Below are 17,699 nucleotides of genomic sequence, written 5' to 3'. Positions count from 1 at the left end.
GGCGCCGCCGGGGCCCGCCCGGCACGGGGGTGCCGGACAGGCCCTGGTGACGGATCCTCACTGGTGCTTGTAGTGCTTGATCGACGAGTCCTTGGCCGCCGCGTCGGCGAAGCCCTGGATCTTCTTGATGGTCTCGGCCGGGGTCGCGCGGCCGGCCATCATCTCGCCGAGCCCGGAGACGCCGATCTTCTCCTTCTGGAGCTGCACGTACCAGTCCTGGATGCGCGGGTTCACCACGTTCTCGCCGGCCTTGTCGAGCGCGGCGACACCGGCCTTCAGGCCCGGGGTGAGCTCGATGCCGTCGGTGCCGCCGTTGTACGCGGTCAGCGACTTCACCTTGCTGGTGAAGTTCTTCGAGGACGCCTCGCTGAGCATGATGCGCATCTGCTCCATGCCGCCGGCGCCGTTCTTCGCCTTGGCCGGCACCACGAAGGGCTCGCCGCCGGAGGCCCAGATGGTGCCGAAGGGCAGTTTGTCGGAGGAGTCGAGTCCGGTGGGTGCGGAGACGGCCAGGTCGAAGTCGGCGGGGATGACCTTCGCCGACTCGTTCTCCACCCAGGAGCCGTTCGGGATGAACAGCGCCTTGCCCTGGGCCCAGGCGGTCTGCGACTGGACGTGGTCCAGGCCCGGGGTGCCCTCGAGGACGTAGCCCTTCTGCTGGAGCTCGTAGTAGGCCTCGAAGCACGCCTTGACGGCGGGGTGCTTCCAGGCGTTCGGCTCCAGGTTGTCGATGGCGTCGAGCACCTCGCGCCCGCCGACCTTGCCGATCATCGGGTAGAGCGAGAAGGGGACGTAGTACGGGTACTTGCCCGCGTACGTCCAGCCCGCCATGCCCTTCTTCTTGGCCTTGGCGCAGACCGCGAGCATCTGGTCCCAGGTCTCGGGGTACTGCTCGTCGAGCGAGTCCAGGGCCTTCTGCGAGTACCAGACGCCGTAGACCGTGTAGGCGTAGTACAGGATCCAGACCTGCTCCCCGTCGAACTGGCCCATCTCCACGATGCCGGGGCGCAGCGTGTCGCGGACCTTCTTGGCCGGGTCGTCGTAGGAGGGGGCGTCCAACAGCGGGGTGAGGTCGGCGAGCTGCTTCTTGCCGACCAGGACGCCCATGTCCATCTGTTCGGCACCGGAGTTGTCGATGAGGTCGGGCGGGTTGCCCTGGTTGAACCGCGGCTGCAGGGTGGACTGGATCTTCTGGGTCGCGGAGAACTTGACCGTCGCCCCGGGGAACGCCTTCTCGTAGACCTTGACCGCGTCCTCGGCGTACTCCTTGCCGAAACCGCCGTCGAACAGGACGAACTCCATCTGCGCGGTGTCGTTGACGCCGAGCGGGTTCTGCTCGGTCTTCTTGCCCGCCTTGGCCTTGTCCTGGTCCTCCCCGCCGCCGCTGGCGCACGCGGACAGGAAACCCATCGCGGGTACGGAGACCAGGCCGAGCGCCGCGGACCGCTTGATCAGGTCGCGGCGGCCGACTCCGGTGCTGTGGTGGCCGAAAGTGCCGTGGGTACGCGTGCCGTGGTCACGGGTGCCGTCGTTCTCGGCGGAAGTGGATCCCATGCTCAAGTCCTCGCCTTCTCCAGGACTCAGGCGGTGAACCGGATCCTTCCCGGCACCGCGTTCGGGTCAAGCTGGGTCGTGCAGGAAGTGCGGCCGGTGCCGGTGGCACCAGTGGTACGGGACGTCTGCTGTTCGAGGTGCTGTGAGGATGCCCCGGAGTGCCGACAGGTATAGTCCACTTCCCTCCGACGGAGCAAGATCGAACGCAAGGTTCACCACCGGTCTTTTCCGAGTTGAGACCTGGCGGAAAAACGAGCGGCCGTCACGTTCCGCAGCGGAAGAATCCCTGCCCCCGGACGCGAACGCCGCAGCCAACACCCTTGACACCACTTGCCACTTGGCCCACTACTGGTGCTTGCGCAGCGATTCTGACAACGTTGTCCAGCGCAGGGAGGGTGCTCGCGCATGCAGCACGGAGTTCGGCACAGAGTTCGGCTCAGATGGGGTCCGGTGGTCGTCGCGACGACCGCCTTCGCCCTGGCCGCGGCCTCACCGGGCGTCGCGGTCGCCCTGCCCGGGGCCCCGGCCGAGGCCGACCGGGAGTTCGCTTCGTCGTTCGAGCCGGGGGAGCCCACCCCCGACTGGCTGAACACGGTCGACACCGCACCGGGCGGCGAGAAACGCGCCTCGGGCGTCGACGGCGGCTACAGCAGCGGCATTCCGGGCAATGTCACCGACCACGTCACGGAGGTGCGCGCCAGCGCGGAGAACACCGGCGGCGGGGAGGTGAAGGAGAACCTGGTCGACGGTGAGCCGAGCACCAAATGGCTGGCCTTCGAGTCCACCGGCTGGGCGGAGTTCGACCTGGACAAGCCGGTGCGGGCCGTCCGTTACGCCCTCACCTCGGCCAACGACCACGCCGAACGCGACCCGCGGGACTGGACCCTGAAGGGTTCGGCCGACGGCGAGGACTGGAAGACTCTCGACACCCGTTCGGGCGAGTCCTTCCCGGAGCGGTTCCAGACGAAGATCTACGCCCTCGAAGCCTCCGCCGTCGCCGAGTACCGGCACTTCCGCATCGAGTTCACCAAGAACCAGAGCGGCGGCATCCTCCAGCTGGCCGACGTCCAGTTCTCCACCGGCGACAGCGAGGCGCCCGTCCCGCAGGACATGCTCTCGCTGGTCGACCGCGGCCCGAGCGGTTCCCCGACGGCGAAGTCGGGCGCCGGGTTCACCGGAAAGCGTGCACTGCGCTACGCCGGACGGCACACCGCCGACGGGCGGGCGTACTCGTACAACAAGGTCTTCGACGTCGATGTGGCGGTCGGCCGGGACACTCGATTGGCCTACCGCGTCTTCCCGTCCATGGCGGACGGCGATCTCGACTACGACGCCACCCACGTCTCCGTGGACCTGGCCTTCACCGACGGCACCCGCCTGAGCGACCTGCGCGCCACCGACCAGCACGGCTTCCCGCTGACCCCGCGCGGGCAGGGCTCCTCGAAGGTCCTGTACGTCAACCAGTGGAACAACGTGACCTCCCGGATCGGCTCGGTCGCGGCCGGCAAGACCGTCGACCGGATCCTGGTGGCGTACGACTCCCCCAAGGGTCCCGCCAAGTTCCGCGGCTGGCTGGACGACATCTCGCTGACGACGGTGAAGCCCGAACCGCCCAAGGCCCATCTGTCCGACTACGCGGTGACGACCCGGGGCACCAACTCCAGCGGCGGCTTCTCCCGCGGCAACAACTTCCCGGCGACGGCCGTGCCGCACGGCTTCAACTTCTGGACCCCGGTCACCAACGCCGGCTCGCTGAGCTGGCTGTACGACTACGCGCGCGGCAACAACGCGGACAACCTGCCGACGATCCAGGCGTTCAGCGCGAGCCACGAGCCGAGCCCCTGGATGGGCGACCGGCAGACCTTCCAGGTGCTGCCCTCCGCCGCGTCCGGCACCCCGGCCCTCGGCCGGGAGGAACGCGAACTGGCCTTCCGGCACGAGAACGAGACCGCGCGGCCGTACTACTACGGGGTGCGGTTCGAGAACGGCCAGAAGGCCGAGATCGCGCCGGCCGACCACGCGGCGGTCATGCGCTTCACCTACCCCGGCGACGACGCGAGCGTCCTGTTCGACAACGTCACCGAGCAGGCCGGCCTGACCCTCGACAAGGAGAACGGCACCTTCACCGGCTACTCGGACGTCAAGTCCGGACTGTCCACGGGCGCCACCCGGTTGTTCGTGTACGGCGAGTTCGACAAGAAGGTCACCGGCGGCAGCACGAGCGGCGTCAAGGGCCATCTGCGGTTCGACGCGGGCAAGGACCGTACGGTCACCCTGCGCCTGGCCACCTCCCTGATCAGCGTCGACCAGGCGAAGGACAACCTGCGCCAGGAGATCCCCGCGGGCCGGTCCTTCGAGGCCGTCAGGAAGAGCGCCCAGCGGCAGTGGGACGGGCTGCTCGGCAGGGTCGAGGTCGAGGGCGCCACCCCGGACCAGCTGACCACGCTCTACTCCAGCCTGTACCGGCTGTACCTGTACCCGAACTCCGGCTTCGAGAAGGTCGACGGCACCTACAAGTACGCCTCGCCGTTCTCCAAGATGCCCGGGCCCGACACCCCGACGCACACCGGCGCGAAGATCGTCGAGGGCAAGGTGTACGTCAACAACGGCTTCTGGGACACCTACCGGACCACCTGGCCCGCCTACTCCTTCCTGACCCCCTCCAAGGCGGGTGAGCTGGTCGACGGGTTCGTACAGCACTACAAGGACGGCGGCTGGACCTCCCGTTGGTCCTCCCCCGGCTACGCCGACCTGATGACCGGCACCTCCTCCGACGTCGCGTTCGCGGACGCCTACGTCAAGGGCGTCGACTTCGACGCGGAAGCGGCGTACGACGCGGCGGTGAAGAACGCCACCGTGGTGCCCCCGTCGTCCGGTGTGGGCCGCAAGGGCATGGCGACCTCGCCCTTCCTCGGCTACACCGGCACCGAGACGCACGAGGGCCTGTCGTGGGCGCTGGAGGGCTACCTCAACGACTACGGCATCGCGAAGATGGGCGAGGCCCTGTACGAGAAGACCGGCGACAAGCGCTACCAGGAGGAGTCCGCCTACTTCCTCGACCGCGCCCAGGAGTACGTCAACCTGTTCGACTCCGAGGCCGGTTTCTTCCAGGGGAAGAACACGCAGGGCGACTGGCGCGTCGAGTCCTCGAAGTACGACCCGCGGGTCTGGGGGTACGACTACACCGAGACGAACGGCTGGGGCTACGCCTTCACCGCCCCGCAGGACAGCCGCGGCCTGGCCAACCTGTACGGCGGCCGGGGCGGCCTCGCGGACAAGCTCGACGAGTACCTGGCCACCCCGGAGACGGCCTCCCCCGAGTTCGTCGGCTCCTACGGCGGCGTCATCCACGAGATGACCGAGGCGCGGGACGTCCGGATGGGCATGTACGGGCACTCCAACCAGGTGGCCCACCACGCCCTGTACATGTACGACGCGGCCGGACAGCCCTGGAAGACCCAGAAGAACGTCCGGGAGGTGCTGTCCCGGCTCTACACCGGCAGCGAGATCGGGCAGGGGTACCACGGCGACGAGGACAACGGCGAGCAGTCGGCCTGGTATCTGTTCTCCTCCCTCGGCTTCTACCCGCTGGTGATGGGCAGCGGTGAGTACGCCATCGGCTCCCCGCTGTTCACGAAGGCGACCGTGCACCTGGAGAACGGCCGCGAACTGGTCGTCAAGGCGCCGAAGAACAGCGCGAAGAACGTCTACGTGCAGGGTCTGAAGGTCAACGGCAAGCGCTGGAACTCCACCTCGCTCCCCCACGCGCTGATCGCGAAGGGCGGCGTCCTGGAGTTCGACATGGGCCCGCGGCCGTCGACATGGGGCACGGGCAAGGACGCGGCACCGGTGTCGATCACCCAGGACGGCAAGGTGCCCGCGCCCCGCAAGGACGCGCTGAAGGGCGCGGGCGCCCTGTTCGACGACACGTCGGCGACCGGCGCCACGGTGTCCACGGTCGACCTGCCCGTGACCGGGAGGACGAAGGCGGTGCAGTACACGCTGACGTCCTCGGACGCCGCCGAGGCGCCCACCGGCTGGGTGCTGCAGGGGTCTTCGGACGGCCGGACGTGGAAGGACCTGGACGAGCGGGCGGACGAGTCCTTCCGCTGGGACCGGCAGACCCGGGCCTTCTCGGTCGACAGGCCGAAGGCCTACGGCCACTACCGGCTGGTCCTCACCGGTGAGTCGGTGCTGACGGAGGTGGAACTCCTGAGCTGACCTCCCCCTCGAGGCGGGTTCGGGCTTAGTCCGGGCCCGCCTTTTCCCTGTGCCGACAAGTACCCCTGTGGTGTGCAGCGGAAGCGGACCACGAGGCTCCGTTCCATCTCTTCCAGGACCGGATGGCGAGTTTTGAGGTCCAGCCCGAGGCGCTGCACACCCTCGGCGCTCTCCCCGTCGCACTCCGTTGCCTCGAACGTCCCGCGCTCTTCCAGAGACCCCACCTCCCCCCTGGGCAGGGTGCTCGCGAGGATCGTCTCTCCTCCGGGCCCGCTCGCCTATGTGACGCACCGCAGAGCGATGCAGCGAGGCGGAAGTGCGGGGCTCGTGGGGTCGAGCGGGACGGGGGCGCGCCCGCGACGGGTTCCGGTCCGCCGAAAAGGTGGGAGCGCTCCCACCCCACTCGTCAGGGAAGGTAGCGCCGTACGCTCCGGTTGTAAACGGCTGACGCAGCGAGGGCCGCATCCCCGACGGACGGGGATGCGGCCCCCAACTGCCTTGCGGTACCGCTTACTCGCTGATCAGATCACTTGCTGATCAGGCTGCGCAGCACGTACTGCAGGATGCCGCCGTTGCGGTAGTAGTCCGCCTCGCCGGGGGTGTCGATGCGGACGACACCGTCGAACTCGACGCCGGTGTCGGTGGTGACCTTCACCGTGCGGGGGATGGCGCCGTCGTTGAGCTCGGTGACGCCGGTGATGGAGAAGGTCTCCTCGCCGGTCAGGCCGAGCGTCTCGGCGGTGTGGCCCTCGGGGAACTGGAGCGGCAGCACGCCCATGCCGATGAGGTTCGAGCGGTGGATGCGCTCGTACGACTCGGCGATGACGGCCTTGACGCCGAGCAGCGCGGTGCCCTTGGCGGCCCAGTCGCGGGACGAGCCGGAGCCGTACTCCTTGCCGGCCAGGACGACCAGCGGGACGCCCTGGTCGATGTAGTTGCGCGAGGCGTCGTAGATGAACGACACCGGCCCGCCGTCCTGCGTGAAGTCGCGGGTGTAACCGCCCTCGGTGCCCGGCGCGATCTGGTTGCGCAGGCGGATGTTGGCGAACGTACCGCGGATCATGACCTCGTGGTTGCCGCGGCGGGAGCCGTAGCTGTTGAAGTCGCGGCGCTCGACGCCGTGCTCCGTGAGGTACTTGCCGGCCGGGGTGTCGGCCTTGATGGCGCCGGCCGGGGAGATGTGGTCGGTGGTGACCGAGTCGCCCAGCTTGGCCAGGACGCGGGCACCGGCGATGTCCTCGACCGGGGCCGGCTCCATGCCCATGCCCTCGAAGTACGGGGGCTTGCGGACGTAGGTGGACTCGGCGTCCCACTCGAAGGTGTTGCCGGTCGGGATCGGCAGCGCCTGCCACTGGGCGTCGCCGGCGAAGACGTCGGAGTAGGACTTGGAGAACATGTCCTCGCCGATGGTGTTGGCGACGACGTCGTTGACCTCGGCCTCGGTCGGCCAGATGTCCTTGAGGAAGACCGGGTTGCCGTCCTGGTCCAGGCCCAGGGACTCGCGGGTGATGTCCACCTTCATCGAACCGGCGATGGCGTAGGCCACGACCAGCGGCGGGGACGCCAGGTAGTTCATCTTGACGTCGGGGTTGATCCGGCCCTCGAAGTTGCGGTTGCCGGAGAGCACCGAGGTGACGGCGAGGTCGTGCTCGTTGACCGCCTTGGAGACCTCCTCCGGCAGCGGGCCGGAGTTGCCGATGCAGGTGGTGCAGCCGTAGCCGACGAGGTTGAAGCCGACCTTGTCGAGGTACGGGGTCAGGCCCGCCTTGTCGAAGTAGTCGGTGACGACCTTGGAGCCCGGGGCGAGGGTGGTCTTGACCCACGGCTTGCGGGTCAGGCCCTTCTCGACCGCCTTCTTGGCCACCAGGGCGGCGGCGACCATGACGTACGGGTTGGAGGTGTTGGTGCAGGAGGTGATCGCGGCGACGGTGACGTGGCCGTGGTCGAGCTCGTACTCCGTGCCGTCGGCGGCGGTGACCTTCACCTTGTGGCTGGGGGCGCCGTTGGAGATGGCCGGCGCGTCGGAGGCCGGGAAGGACTCCTTGCTGGCCTCGTCGACGTCGCCGCCGTCCTTGACGTAGTTGCGCACGTCCTGGGCGAACTGGGCCTTCGCGTCGGCGAGGACGATGCGGTCCTGCGGACGCTTCGGACCGGCGATGGAGGGCACGACCGTGGCCAGGTCCAGCTCGAGCTTCTCGGAGAAGTCCGGCTCGGCCTTCGGGTCCAGCCAGAGGCCCTGCTCCTTGGCGTACGCCTCGACGAGCGCGACCTGCTGGTCGCTGCGGCCGGTCAGGCGCAGGTAGTTCAGCGTCTCGTCGTCGATCGGGAAGATGGCGGCGGTGGAGCCGAACTCCGGCGACATGTTGCCGATGGTGGCGCGGTTGGCCAGGCTCGTCGCGGCGACGCCCTCGCCGTAGAACTCGACGAACTTGCCGACGACGCCGTGCTTGCGCAGCATCTCGGTGATGGTCAGCACGAGGTCGGTGGCGGTGGTGCCGGGCTTGAGCTCACCGGTCAGCTTGAAGCCGACGACGCGCGGGATCAGCATGGAGACCGGCTGGCCGAGCATGGCGGCCTCGGCCTCGATGCCGCCGACGCCCCAGCCGAGGACGCCGAGGCCGTTGACCATGGTGGTGTGCGAGTCGGTGCCGACCAGGGTGTCGGGGTAGGCCTTGCCGTCACGGGTCATGACGACACGGGCCAGGTGCTCGATGTTCACCTGGTGGACGATGCCGGTGCCGGGCGGGACGACCTTGAACTCGTCGAAGGCGGTCTGGCCCCAGCGCAGGAACTGGTAGCGCTCCTTGTTGCGGCCGTACTCCAGGTCGACGTTCACCTTGAAGGCGTCGTTGGTGCCGAACTTGTCGGCGATGACGGAGTGGTCGATGACCAGCTCGGCGGGGGCCAGCGGGTTGATCTTCGCCGGGTCGCCGCCGAGCTCCTTGACGGCCTCGCGCATGGTGGCGAGGTCCACGACACAGGGGACACCGGTGAAGTCCTGCATGATCACACGGGCCGGGGTGTACTGGATCTCCTGCGACGGCTGGGCCTGGGAGTCCCAGGAGCCGAGCGCTCGGATGTGGTCGGCGGTGATGTTCGCGCCGTCCTCGGTACGGAGCAGGTTCTCCAGCAGCACCTTCAGGCTGTAGGGAAGGCGCGCGGAGCCCTCGACCTTGTCCAGCCGGAAGATCTCGTACGACTCGTCGCCCACCTGCAGCGTGCTGCGGGCGTCGAAGCTGTTCGCCGACACGACAGTCTCCTTCATTGATGTACGCGTACCACCACACCGCAAACCGTGTGCGGCTACCGCCGCGTGGTGCCGCCACCCACGTCTCGACCGATCCGCTAAGGTAAGGCTAAGTTAGGTACCCCTTACCAGGGTGGTGGCTGCGGTGCACCTCGGCAGATATCTCGATGTCGAGATAACTCTAGTACACCGCGGCCGAATGGTCATGCGTGGGCCCGCTCACGACACCCGGATACCACCCTCCCGGGTACCCCGCTCCCGGCCCTCTCCCCATTCCCGACCCTTCTCCCCTCGACCCCGTCATCACCGGCCCCGGACGGGGTATGCGCACCGGGACGGCGCCGCGAACCCGGCACCGCGAACCCAGGGAGGGAGGCAGGGATGCCGCTCACGTTCCGCAAGAGCTTCAGGATCTTTCCGGGGGTGCGGCTGAACATCAACAAGCGCTCCTGGTCCGTCACCACCGGCGGGAGGCGCGGCCCGCGCCACACCACGAGCAGCACGGGACGCCGTACGACATCGATGGATTTGCCCGGACCTTTCGGATGGCGGCGCACGCGCAGCACCCGCCGCACCAGGTAATATTGACGTCATATCACCCGAATGGCCCCACTCGGGAGGCCCCCAGGAGGCGCCATCTCATATCTGAGATAGCCTCAGCCTCATGTCAGACGACTACCTCGTACGCATCGGCAAGCTCATCCGCGACGCCCGGCAACACCGTGGCTGGACACAGGCACAGCTGGCGGAGGCTCTCGGTACCAGCCAGAGCGCCGTCAACCGCATCGAACGCGGCAACCAGAACATCAGCCTTGAGATGATCGCCCGCATCGGCGAAGCACTCGACAGCGAGATCGTCTCTCTGGGCTACGCCGGCCCCATGCATCTGCGGGTCGTCGGCGGCCGCCGCCTCTCGGGCGCCATCGATGTGAAGACGAGCAAGAACGCGTGCGTGGCACTGCTGTGCGCCTCCCTGCTCAACCAGGGCCGCACGGTGCTGCGCCGCGTCGCCCGCATCGAGGAGGTGTACCGCCTCCTGGAGGTGCTGGGTTCCATCGGCGTCCGCACCCGGTGGATAAACGACGGCGTCGACCTGGAGATCGTGCCGCCCGCCACGCTGGACCTGGCCTCCATCGACGCGGACGCGGCCCGCCGCACTCGCTCGATCATCATGTTCCTCGGCCCGCTGCTGCACCGCCAGGACCGCTTCATGCTGCCGTACGCGGGCGGCTGCGACCTCGGTACCCGCACCGTCGAGCCGCACATGATCGCGCTGCGCCGGTTCGGCCTGGAGATCGCCGCGACCGAGGGGCAGTACCACGCGGTGGTGGACCGCGCCGTGCGCCCGGACCGGCCGATCGTGCTGACCGAACGCGGGGACACGGTCACCGAGAACGCGCTGCTGGCCGCCGCCCGGCACGACGGCGTCACCGTCATCCGCAACGCCTCCTCCAACTACATGGTCCAGGACCTGTGTTTCTTCCTGGAGGCGCTGGGCGTCAGGGTCGAGGGCATCGGCACCACCACGCTCACCGTGCACGGCATGCACACCATCGACGTCGACGTCGACTACTCCCCGTCCGAGGACCCGGTCGAGGCGATGAGCCTGCTCGCCGCGGCCGTCGTCACCGAGTCCGAACTGACGGTGCGCCGAGTGCCGATCGAGTTCCTGGAGATCGAGCTCGCGGTCCTGGAGGAGATGGGCCTCGACCACGACCGCACCCCCGAGTACGTCGCCGACAACGGCCGCACCCGGCTGGTCGACCTCACGGTCCGGCCCTCCAAGCTGGAAGCGCCGATCGACAAGATCCATCCGATGCCGTTCCCGGGCCTGAACATCGACAACGTCCCGTTCTTCGCGGCGATCGCGGCGGTCGCGCAGGGCCAGACCCTCATCCACGACTGGGTCTACGACAACCGCGCCATCTACCTGACCGACCTCAACCGCCTCGGCGGCCGCCTCCAACTCCTGGACCCCCACCGCGTCCTGGTCGAGGGTCCCACCCGCTGGCGCGCCGCCGAAATGATGTGCCCCCCGGCCCTGCGCCCCGCCGTGGTCGTCCTCCTGGCGATGATGGCCGCCGAAGGCACCTCGGTGCTCCGCAACGTCTACGTCATCAACCGGGGTTACGAGGACCTGGCGGAGCGACTGAACTCGGTCGGGGCCCAGATCGAGATCTTCCGGGACATCTGAATCTCTGCCGCGCAGATGCCGCCGCGCCCTGCCTGACCTGCGCGAATGCAGCTCTGGAAGGGGTGCGGCGGCACTTGTGGGACTTCTCTGGGACTTTGGGCCGGGATCGGACTCTCCCGGCCGCCCGGGCTACGCGAAGACCGCGTCGGTGGCGGTGCTGCCGTGCGTAGGGGTGACGCAGCCGACACTCCCGACCTCGTGGACCTCACACCGGCTGAAATCCGCCGTCTGCCAGCAACTGAACCCCGCCGCCATCCCGCAGGCCGCGACCACGCGGTGAACTGGTCCCGCTGGAGACACCGCCACCAAGCACGCGCCCGACGCTGTCACTACATGCGGCGCGGGCACACCTTCGCGGGACGGCCCCGGCAAGACCGTCCCGCGACCACAGCACACCCGCTACACTCCCCACCACCTGCCCGTTGACCAGGGAAAATCTAAAAGTCCGGCTGGAGTACTAAAGCTTCACACCCTGAACTGGTCAAAGCACGCCGACCCAGGTCCAGCACAGCAGAGCGTCCGGCCGGGGGACCCGGCCGGACGCTCTGCTGATCTCCCGTCCATAGGTGGTGGAACACCGTGTAGCGGCGGCCGTGAAATCCGCCGCACATCGCAGGAGCCGACCCCTACGACTGCTCCTGGCCGGCCGCGCCGGTGGTGAACACCTGGCGGATGAAACGTCGTTGCCACGGCACCTCGACCGCACGGGAGTGGTAGTTCTGCCGCACCCATTTGACCGCCTCTTTGGGGTTCATGCCCTCGAAGACGCACAACGCGGAGAGAGCCGTGCCGGTCCGCCCGACGCCGCCCCCGCAACAGATCTCCAAGCGTTCGTCCGTGGCGCGGTCGTACGCCACGCGGAGTTTGCGCATAGCGTCCATGGAGTCGGCGGGAAGCCAGAAATCCCGCCAGGGAATCCACAAGGACTCCCACGGCACCTCGGGAGGCTGATGCTCCGTCAGATGCACGGCTAACGTGGGAGTCTGTCCCTCCGGAAGGTCGTACCTGAGCCCACGTCCGCGAACCCTCCGCCCCGAGGGGAGCGTAATCACTTTAGGAGTATCGGCGTTCCACGGTTCGGTCATGATGAATTCCGTTCCGATCGGTCTCTTGCAATTGATTTGCTGGCCATGGCAATCATCCCCAAGGGGATCTGGGGAAGCACCTGTTGGGCATGGAAGACTAGCGCAAAGGCCAAAGCCTCGGCCTGCCCGAGGAAGCCCGCCGTCGCGCCCAGCACGGCCGCTTCGAAGGTGCCCAGTTGGCCCGGCAGGGTCGGCAGGATGTTGGACACCTCGACCGACAGGAGCACGAGCACCAGGACGGCCGCCGCCAGCCGCAGGTCCAGAGCCTTCGCCACCGCCACCACCGCCAACAGATCCAGTGCCCGGGTGGCGAGCGCCGCCGCCCCCAACTCCGCGAATACACGCGGACGGCGGACCGGCCCGAGCGAGGTGCGCGCATCGAACACGATTCTGCGCAGCCGGCTCTCCCGGGCGGGGGCGGACGGAGTGCGCGCGACCCTCACGATCAGCACGGTCTCCACCGTCAGCACCGCGAGATACGCCCAGGCCACGGCCACCGCCCAGCCAGGCACCCCGCTCCCCTGCCACCAGACAAGCACCAGGAAGGGCACCAGGCCCAGGCTGGAGAAGTACTTGCGGACCAGCATGAGCGTGACGGTCGCTGTCCGGGCCACCCCCTCGCGCAGCAGGTAGCCGACCCGGACGAACTCGCCCACCCCCTCCGGGCTGACGGCCGCCGCTGCTTGGACGGCGAACTCGATCCGCACCAGGAGAGGGAACCGGAGGCGGGAGTCGGTCAACAACGTGTTCCAGCCGACGGCCCGGGTCACCTGCGAGGAGACATTGGCCAGGACGGCCACGGCCGCCCAACGCCAATCGGCGGCCCGCAGCACCGTCCACAGATGATCCGGATCCATATCACGCAGGGTGATGACCAGGCTGACGCCCACCGCCGCGAACAGCAGCGCCCGGATCACCCGGTCGCGCGTGCTGCGGCTCTTCGGCGGGGACTCGGTCGGGATCAAGGATCGCTCCTCAGCTGCACTGTGCCCGCGTCGCCGTCGACGGTCAGCACGTCCCCGGTGCCGATCCGCGCGGTCGCGGTCCTCACGCCCATCACCGCCGGGATGCCGTACTCGCGCGCCACCACCGAGCCGTGGGACAGCGCGCCCCCGACATCGGCCACCACCGCGCCCGCCCGGGCGAGCAGTGGCGCCCACGCAGGCGTCACCTGGCGTACGACGAGGACCTCCCCCCTCTCCAGCGCGTCCGCGTCCGCGATCTCGTGGATCACCCGGGCACGGCCCGTGCAGCTCCCCGGGCTCACCGCCGATCCGCTCAGCCGGTCCTCCCCGTCCACGCCCCGCTCGACCCCGAACAGGGCCAGGGAGGTCATGTCGGCCCCGAAGAGCATGATGCGCGCGTCGGCGGGGATCACATCGGGCGGGTTGAGCCTCCGCTGCCACTGGCGCCGCAGGCGGCGCTCGCGCACCAGGTCGCGCCATCCCGCGTCGCTCGTTCCGGCGCTCACCCAGCCCTCCAGTTCCTCCCCGGTCAGGTAGAACACGTCGGCGGCGGCGTCGAGCAGGCCGACGAGGACCAACCGGCGGCCGAGTTCGAGATACCCGGCACGCATGAACGGCCAGCCGAGCGTGAAATAGTGCAGGGCCTCGTCCCGTACTCCGCTCCAGTGGTTCGCCCACCGGTGGACCCCGCGCCGCAACCGGCCGACCGGACCGCGCCCGAGCCGGTGTGCCGGATCACCGCCAGGGCCCGGCACTGCTGCCATGGCGCCCGGTTCACCGCCGCCGTCACGGCGGCGGCCGGCGATCACCGAGCGGAGCATCGAAGGATCGTCGATCGCGGTGGGCTCGGCCAGGTCGAGGCTGTACACCAGGTGGCCGAAGCGCCGCAGGTACTCCTGCAGCAGCTGCTCCTCGTCCTCCGGAGCGGCCGCCGCGACCCGGTCCAGGGCACGTTCGGCCTGGTGGGCGAACCGGTTCTCGCCCACGAGCAGGGATCCGGCCGTGAGCCCGGCGGTGCGCCGGCCACCGCGTGCCAGAACCGCCCCCAGCAGCCACTCGGTGGTGTTCCAGTGCCAGGCGAGGCCACCGATCACCGCCCAGTAGCGGGCGCTCAGCTCCTCGACAGTCCGGATCCGCCGCAGCACCTCGGCCGACGACAGGTCGACGAGCGGTGTGTCCCGCACCCGGTCGAGGCCCTCCCGGAGCGCGGGCAGCACCTCGCGCCGCCAGCGCCGCTCCACCGGCGAGAGATGGAAGTCCAGCCAGCGCGCGGTGAGCCGCAGGGTGCGCAAGGGATGCCGGGAGAGGGGGAAGTCGAAGCGCAGATAGGCGAAGCCGTTGACGGTCCCGTGCATCGGCTCCGGGATCAGCGGGCTGCGTGCGCGCAGTTCGCGTGGACCGCCCCAGTTGGTCGCCCACCGGTCGACGAGCGTCGGGAACAGCGTGGTGGCGAACAGCGGGGAGAGCGGATCGGACAGCCACGAGTCGCAGATGCTCATCCGAGCCCACCGTGCCCCGGGGACCTCGCTCACCCAGTCACCGAACTGCGTCGGCTGCGGGACGGCGGCGGTGATCGGGCGGGCCTGCAGCAGATGCAGCCCGGTGTCGTCCAGCGCCCACTCGATGTCCTGCGGTCCGCCCAGCGCCCGCTCCACCGCCAGCGCCGTACGCACGAGCGAGCGCAGACGGCTCCCGCGACCGTCCGTCTCGCCCATCCGCTCACCGAACGCGGTGCTGAACGCGGGCGGGTGCGGCTCCTTGCGGGAGAACACCGCCCGGTTCGGCTCCACCACTCCGTCCACGAGCTGCGTGCCGAGCCCCTCGACCGCCTCCACGAGGACCAGCTGGTCATCGTCCGCGACCGGCGCCTCCGCCGTGAACACCACCCCGGCCCATTCGGGGGCGACCATCGCCTGCACCACGACGGCCATCGCCGGGGCCTCCTCGGCGAGACCGATTCGGCCCCGGTAGACCCCGGCCGCGGAGGAGTGCCGGGACCGCTGGCACCGGCCGACGGCGGCGAGCAACTCCTCGAAGGTGCGCACGCCGAGCACGCTCTCGTACTGGCCGGCCGCGCTGCTCGCCGCACCGTCCTCGCTGGTGGCCGACGAACGCACGGCGACGCCGTGCGGGGCGGGCAGGGCCTCCCAGCGTTCCCGCACCTGAGCGACCACGTCGTCGCGCAGCCCCGACCCGCCGGCGCTCTCCTGGTCCTCCTCCCGGCCCGCCGCAGCGGTGAAGACATCCACCGGGATACAGAACCCGGGCGGTACGCGGAATCCCGCCGCCGCCAGCCGGCCCAGCCCCCTGGCCTTGCCCCCGACGCGTTCGACGGGCAGGTCCGCGGCCTCGATCAGGCTCACGATGCCCTCAGCCACGCTCTGCCACCTCCACCCACCGCTGGTAGAAACGCCGGAACCTGCGCACCGCCGCGTCACCGGGCACATAGATGCCGTGCCGGTCGCCCGGCAGCAGGGTGTCGAAGATCGGGAGGTCCTGACGGGCAGCCACCTGCACCTCCGCGCGGTGGACGAGCGCGCGCACCCACCCCAGGGCCCCCGCACCGTCGGGGTCGACGGCGGCGTTGATGTGCTGGACACTGTGGTGCTCCCCGATCGGGGTGACGGCCAGGACCATCCGGTAGAGACGCCGGCCGTCCGCGTAGTATTCGATCTCCTGGCAGCTCGCCCAGCCGCGCATGCGCAGGGTGAACTCCTTCGCGTTGAGCCCGAAGACGTTCGACACCGTGCCGAGCGCACCTCGGTACGCGGGCCAGGTAAGGGTCGCGTCGCAGCGCTCCTCCGGCTCGTCGTCCGGCGTGCCGCCGTCTGCTGACCGCTCGCGCGCGTCCGCGAACTCGATCCGGGCGTCCCCGGCCACCGTCAGCCCGTGCAGGGCCACCAGATGGTCCGGATCGTAGGTGTTCTCCAGGATGCGCCGGGTGGTGGCCCGGGTCGGGTCGGCCAGTCGGAAGCCCCGGACGCCCGGAAACCGCCGCACCGCCAGGTCCGGCCGGTCGGGTGGTTCGTAGCGGGGCGGCCCGCTGCCGTACCACACCCACACATAGCCCGAGCATTCCCGGGTGGGCAGCGCGGTGACGGTGGCCCGCGTCGGCGGGCGCCGCCCCGGCACGAAGACACACGCCCCGGACTCGTCGAACCGCCAGCGGTGGAAGGGGCATTCCAGCGTGCCGTCGACCACCTTGCCGCCGTGCAGGGCGGCCCCCGCGTGCGGGCAGACCGCGCTGTGCACCCGGGCCCGGCCGTCGCCACCGCGCCAGCCCACGTAGGAGTTGCCGAAGAGGGTGACCCGGCGTGGCCGGCGCCGCAACTCCGCGGAGGGAAGAGCGACATACCAGCCGGAGGCGAGGTTCGTGATCGGCCGTGCCGACCTGGCCATCCGCTCAGACGTCCTGTGCCTCATCCCATCCCCTCCTCGAGACTGTGCCGCCCTCGCCGCGCCGCACCGGCTGCCCCGTCCCTCGGCCCCCGCCCGTCCAACGGCGATGGAACTGGCGGAACCGCAGCACGCCCTCGTCGTCGGACGTGTTGATCGAGCCGTCGGTCTCCGTGGCATCCCGGTAGATACGCAGATCCGCTCGCGTCCCCCACCAGTGCTGGAGCCGGTAGCCCCAGAAGACCGGAGCGGAGCCGAGCAGCCCGCCGGACCGCGGCATGACGGTCCAGCCGTGCATGGTGGTCCGCCCCTGCGCCACCGGCGTCACGGCGAGCAACTCGTGCGCCACCGGGCGGTCGTTCAGCTCGAAGGTCAGCACCTGGTACGAGGGCGTCGAGCGCAGGTGCAGACAGAGTCGGCCCAGACCGCCCGGCCGCCGGTCCAGCGGGGCCGGCAGGGTGATCGAGTCCGTGGTGATGCGCGTCCCGATCGTGTGCTTGTCCACCTCGGCGTCCCAGGTGAGCCGCAGATCGCCGGCGATCCCGTGGACCACCGGGAAGTGGGGTACGTCGAAGCCGTTCTCCAGCACCCGGCGCGCCGTCGCGTTGGTGTCGAAGGCGAACCGGTAGCGCCGGTGGGCCGGTGACCGCCGGTCCAGATGGGGAAAGTCGGGCGGCGGGTACTCGGGAGCCGCCGAGCCCACCCAGGTCCAGACGTAGCCGAGCCCCTCCCAGGAGGGGTGGACCCGCGCCGAGGCGCCATGCGGCACTCGCCGGGTGGCGGGGGCGGCCACGCAGGTCCCCTCACCGTCGAACCGCCAGTGGTGGAAGACGCACCGCAGCGCGCCGTCCACTACCCGCCCCAGCTCCAGAGCGGCTCCCTGATGTGGACAGAAGCGGTCCATCACCACGGCCGCGCCGTCGCCCGCGCGCCAGACCACCACCTCCCGTCCGGCCACCACGGCGGCCCGGGGCCGTCGTCCCACCCGGGTGGAACGCTCAGCCACGTACCACCCACGTGCCAGGTCGCGGGGCGGT

The 17,699-nt window shown here is 69.6% G+C and carries 10 protein-coding genes; 3 read left to right on the top strand and 7 right to left on the bottom strand.

What is annotated here, in order from left to right; genetic code table 11:
* Window positions 1-57 precede the first annotated feature (57 nt).
* Entirely contained in the window at window positions 58-1,554 is a 1,497-nt protein-coding gene (gene ngcE / locus AB0I73_RS03120) for an N-acetylglucosamine/diacetylchitobiose ABC transporter substrate-binding protein (RefSeq protein WP_363033193.1), read from the bottom strand.
* Between the two features lie 405 nt (window positions 1,555-1,959).
* Here ngcE and AB0I73_RS03115 point away from each other — a divergent pair, with 405 nt between their 5' ends.
* Window positions 1,960-5,775, top strand: coding sequence for a GH92 family glycosyl hydrolase (locus AB0I73_RS03115; RefSeq protein WP_363033191.1), 3,816 nt, complete (start codon window positions 1,960-1,962; stop codon window positions 5,773-5,775).
* 526 nt (window positions 5,776-6,301) lie between these two features.
* Here the strand turns inward: AB0I73_RS03115 and acnA are convergent.
* Window positions 6,302-9,025: an aconitate hydratase AcnA gene (gene acnA / locus AB0I73_RS03110; RefSeq protein WP_363033189.1), complete on the bottom strand. Its 2,724-nt coding sequence runs from the start codon at window positions 9,023-9,025 to the stop codon at window positions 6,302-6,304.
* A 378-nt stretch (window positions 9,026-9,403) separates the two neighbouring features.
* Between acnA and AB0I73_RS03105 the strand changes: the two genes are divergently transcribed.
* Together AB0I73_RS03105 and AB0I73_RS03100 are read left to right on the top strand one after the other, a co-directional pair.
* The gene (locus AB0I73_RS03105; RefSeq protein ID WP_363033187.1) at window positions 9,404-9,604 is read left to right on the top strand and encodes a DUF4236 domain-containing protein; all 201 of its coding nucleotides are present in this window, start codon (window positions 9,404-9,406) and stop codon (window positions 9,602-9,604) included.
* 82 nt (window positions 9,605-9,686) lie between these two features.
* Window positions 9,687-11,216, top strand: coding sequence for a UDP-N-acetylglucosamine 1-carboxyvinyltransferase (locus AB0I73_RS03100; protein ID WP_363033185.1), 1,530 nt, complete (start codon window positions 9,687-9,689; stop codon window positions 11,214-11,216).
* A 626-nt stretch (window positions 11,217-11,842) separates the two neighbouring features.
* On the opposite strand, the gene AB0I73_RS03095 is transcribed toward AB0I73_RS03100, so the two are convergent.
* From AB0I73_RS03095 to AB0I73_RS03075, 5 genes are read right to left on the bottom strand one after another with little or no spacing between them, the layout of a single operon-like run.
* Window positions 11,843-12,301: a protein phosphatase gene (locus AB0I73_RS03095; protein ID WP_363033183.1), complete on the bottom strand. Its 459-nt coding sequence runs from the start codon at window positions 12,299-12,301 to the stop codon at window positions 11,843-11,845.
* Complete coding sequence (locus AB0I73_RS03090) at window positions 12,298-13,266, bottom strand: lysylphosphatidylglycerol synthase transmembrane domain-containing protein (protein ID WP_363033181.1); 969 nt, start codon at window positions 13,264-13,266, stop codon at window positions 12,298-12,300. Before AB0I73_RS03090 ends, AB0I73_RS03095 begins: the two co-directional genes overlap by 4 nt.
* A complete protein-coding gene (locus AB0I73_RS03085; RefSeq protein WP_363033179.1) occupies window positions 13,263-15,644 on the bottom strand; it encodes a PEP/pyruvate-binding domain-containing protein in 2,382 nt (793 codons plus the stop codon). The genes AB0I73_RS03090 and AB0I73_RS03085 overlap by 4 nt, the downstream gene beginning before the upstream one ends.
* Window positions 15,637-16,665: a Rieske 2Fe-2S domain-containing protein gene (locus tag AB0I73_RS03080; RefSeq protein ID WP_363033177.1), complete on the bottom strand. Its 1,029-nt coding sequence runs from the start codon at window positions 16,663-16,665 to the stop codon at window positions 15,637-15,639. The genes AB0I73_RS03085 and AB0I73_RS03080 overlap by 8 nt, the downstream gene beginning before the upstream one ends.
* Before the next feature lie 4 nt (window positions 16,666-16,669).
* Entirely contained in the window at window positions 16,670-17,668 is a 999-nt protein-coding gene (locus tag AB0I73_RS03075; protein WP_363033175.1) for a Rieske 2Fe-2S domain-containing protein, read from the bottom strand.
* Window positions 17,669-17,699: the final 31 nt, after the last annotated feature.

The sequence above is a fragment of the Streptomyces sp. NPDC050388 genome, from assembly GCF_040655635.1.
GTDB lineage: Bacteria > Actinomycetota > Actinomycetes > Streptomycetales > Streptomycetaceae > Streptomyces.
Note: the sequence above shows the minus strand (reverse complement) of the source record. Positions and strands in the feature narration are given on the sequence as shown.

Bases quoted from the DNA above. Each gene is read 5' to 3' on its own strand.
- ngcE (WP_363033193.1), bottom strand. From the start codon at position 1,554: ATGGGATCCACTTCCGCCGAGAACGACGGCACCCGTGACCACGGCACG.
- AB0I73_RS03095 (WP_363033183.1), bottom strand. From the start codon at position 12,301: ATGACCGAACCGTGGAACGCCGATACTCCTAAAGTGATTACGCTCCCC.
- AB0I73_RS03100 (WP_363033185.1), top strand. From the start codon at position 9,687: ATGTCAGACGACTACCTCGTACGCATCGGCAAGCTCATCCGCGACGCC.
- AB0I73_RS03115 (WP_363033191.1), top strand. From the start codon at position 1,960: ATGCAGCACGGAGTTCGGCACAGAGTTCGGCTCAGATGGGGTCCGGTG.
- AB0I73_RS03105 (WP_363033187.1), top strand. From the start codon at position 9,404: ATGCCGCTCACGTTCCGCAAGAGCTTCAGGATCTTTCCGGGGGTGCGG.
- AB0I73_RS03080 (WP_363033177.1), bottom strand. From the start codon at position 16,665: ATGGCCAGGTCGGCACGGCCGATCACGAACCTCGCCTCCGGCTGGTAT.